The 2,838-nt window shown below is 67.6% G+C and carries 3 protein-coding genes; all 3 read right to left on the reverse strand.

The window, feature by feature from the left end; translation table 11 throughout:
* Positions 1–54: 54 nt before the first annotated feature.
* From VE326_07150 to VE326_07160, 3 genes are read right to left on the reverse strand one after another with little or no spacing between them, the layout of a single operon-like run.
* A complete protein-coding gene (locus VE326_07150; GenBank protein HYJ32983.1) occupies positions 55–2,058 on the reverse strand; it encodes an IS66 family transposase in 2,004 nt (667 codons plus the stop codon).
* A gap of 56 nt (positions 2,059–2,114) precedes the next feature.
* Complete coding sequence (tnpB, locus tag VE326_07155) at positions 2,115–2,441, reverse strand: IS66 family insertion sequence element accessory protein TnpB (GenBank protein HYJ32984.1); 327 nt, start codon at positions 2,439–2,441, stop codon at positions 2,115–2,117.
* Positions 2,442–2,452: 11 nt separating this feature from the next.
* Positions 2,453–2,776, reverse strand: a complete 324-nt coding sequence (locus VE326_07160) for a hypothetical protein (GenBank protein HYJ32985.1) — start codon at positions 2,774–2,776, stop codon at positions 2,453–2,455.
* Positions 2,777–2,838: the final 62 nt, after the last annotated feature.

Genomic DNA, 2,838 nt, shown 5'->3' on the forward strand with positions numbered 1-2,838 from the left:
GTAACCGATCCGCGAACCCCATCCTTGACGGAGGCGGTGGTATGCTATCCGCGCCTATGGCGCGGAGGGCGGCACCGCGAACGCGTCGCTCGGCAGCATCGTCGGCAGCGGCAGCTCGGGGATCGTGAGCCAGCCGACCTCGCGATCGAGCTCCTTCCGATCAAGCCGGGCACGGGTGATGCGCCAGTAGCGCGGGGCGAGTTCGAGATAGCGGTCTCGCGGCCAATGCGGAATCACGCGGAACACGTCGCGCAGGTAGACCTCGGGATCGAGCTTGTGCAATCGCGCGGACGCGATGAGCGTGAGTAGATTGCCAGCTGCTTGGCCGTGGTCGTCGCTGCCGACAAATAGCCAAGCCTTGCGACCGACAGCTACGCGGCGCAGCTCGCGCTCTGACCGGTTGTTCGTCATCTCGAGCGCGCCGTCGTCGAGAAAGCGCATCAGCGCCACCTTCTGACGAATGCAGTAGCCGAGGGCGGAGCGCAGCATCCCGCGCTGGTGCTTGACTTGCTCGTAGGCGTCTTCGGCAAACTCGAAGAACGAGACGACGTGAACGCGGAGGTGGCGGTCGCGGAGGGTCTTGCGAACGTCCGGCAACCGGTTCTTCCACGAGTTGTCCAGATGGAACATTCGCATGATCCGTGCAAGCGCTTCGCGTGCGACGACGTGCTGAGTGGCGACGGCTGCCTCCCAGAACTTCGTGCGTCCATGAGACCAGCATCCGACCTCGCTACACGCTGCATGGTCGGCGCGATCGTCATCGACGCGATCCCGCTCCTTGGCCGGCCGGTACAGGATGTCGAACACGCTCTTCGCGTCGGCCTGTACGAGCCCGGCGTAGCCGGCGAACAGCTCGCGCACGACCTGGCTGGTCTCGCGGGGCGTGTACTCGAAGAACACGTGGTCGGCATCCGCGATCTGGACGAAGAAGTGTGCACGACGACACGGCTGACTCTGCTTGTCAGGTCGTGGATCCGGCTGCACCAGCACGCCGGTCGCGTCGGTCGCAATGCAGTGGGCGGTCGCGAGCGCCTCCTGTCGCATTGCCTCGACGATCGTCGCTCCGACGGTCGCGCCCGTTTCTTCGAGCCAGCGGCACATCGTGGCGCGATCGATCGGTACGCCGAGGCGCGCGAACCGATCCTCCTGACGATGGAGCGGAAGTCCATCGCAGAACTTGTCGCTTGCGACGTGAGCGATCAAGGACGGCGTCGCAAACGATCGTTCGATCAGACGCGGTGGCATTGGGGCCGTGACGATCGTCGCTCCGGCCGTGCGCGGATCCGACGCGACGAGCGCCGAGAGCTCATCGGGTGTGCAGGCCAGCTCGCCGCGTCGACCCGCCTCGGCGATCGGGGCAGCCTCCGGAGATGCGGAGTCCGTTGCAGAACTCGCACGGCTCGTGATCGACGCCGCGCGCTCGCCGGCATTGGGTGCGCCGCTCGCGGCAGGCACTGCCTGATCGCCGGTCCCAGGGCTGGCGCTCGCGTCCACAGGCACCTCAACCCTTGCCGGCGTCGACGTATCGTACTTGATGCGGACCAGCACGACGCGCACGAAGCCGCCACGCTTCCACCGCAGCTCGATGCTCTCCTCCGTCCCGATCCGCGCAGCCTTGCCATCGAGCAGCGGGTCGGGAATCTCGATGCGCTCCTCCGGTAGGTCGAACAACCGCAGGTCGCGGCGGCCGTGCTTCTTCTTGTCCTTGTCTCGCTCCGGCTTCGGCGCATCGCCGTCGTCTTCGTCATTGACCTTGCCGGCCAGCGCGTCGAGCGCGGCCAGCTTGGCGGCGAACTCGAGCTCGAGCTGCGTGGTGTCGATCCGCTCGGCCTTGGCGACCACGAGCCGGCGGCGCGCCAGCTCGACCTCGCGTGTGAGGGCTTCGTACGCCTCCCGCAACCGGTCACGCTCGGCCTCGGCGGCGGTCCGACGCGTGCGCTCCGCCTCGAGCGCCGCACGCTCTGCCTCGAGCGCCGCACGCTGCGCCTCCACCAGCGCCTCGAGCTCTGCGAGCCTCGCTGCGATCGTCGGGTCGATCGGGCTCGTCGCGTCGCTCACGACCCACTCCTATCCGGACTGGATCGCGATGTCGATCGTTTTCTTCCGAAACTCGCTCAGTGAACAGCGCCACGCCGGCGGATCGGCGCGAGATCGAGGCCGTCGATCAGGTCGTCGAGCGCGCGCTCGTCGATCAGCCGCGCAACGTCGCCCTCGATCGCCGGCTCCGGGATCCGGAACGTGTTTGCGTCGAGGCGCTTATAAAACACGCATACCCCGGTGCGGTCCGCGAACAGGATCTTCACGGCGGTGCGACGGCGCCCGAAGAACACGAACAGCGCGCCCGAGCGGGCCTGGCGGCCGAGGCGCTCGGCGACCACGCCGCACAACCGATCGAAGCCCCAGCGCAGGTCAATCGGGTCGAGCGCTACGAAGATCTCCACGCCGCGAGGGATCATCGCTCCACCTTCGAAAGCAACGCGAGCACCGCCATGACAGCCTCGCGGTCTGCGCCCCCATCTACCGTGATTCGCACACGCGCGTCGAGCAACTCGATGATGATCGCGCCGGCTGGGGCTCCGCGATCGTGCGGCGCCGGCGACCGCACCAGCTGCGCCAAGCGCACCGCCGGCGGCGGTGCCTCGCGCCCCAGCCTCGACGACCACCACAGCAGGGTACCGGCCGACCAGCCTCGGCCCGCGCTGTACCTCTTGGCGGTCTCGCCACTCGCTCGCCAGCACGCCACGCGCTGCTTCCAGATCTCTTTCTTCTCCGACATGGACCCGCGATCGTCGGGCCTGCGCATCACGCCGCAAGGATGGGGTCTTCAAAGCGGTTACG

Source organism: Candidatus Binatia bacterium (assembly GCA_035631035.1).
Classification (GTDB): domain Bacteria; phylum Eisenbacteria; class RBG-16-71-46; order SZUA-252; family SZUA-252; genus DASQJL01.

What these genes read in the sequence shown, in the direction of transcription:
- VE326_07160 (HYJ32985.1), bottom strand. Translation starts at nt 2,776, where the DNA reads ATGTCGGAGAAGAAAGAGATCTGGAAGCAGCGCGTGGCGTGCTGGCGA.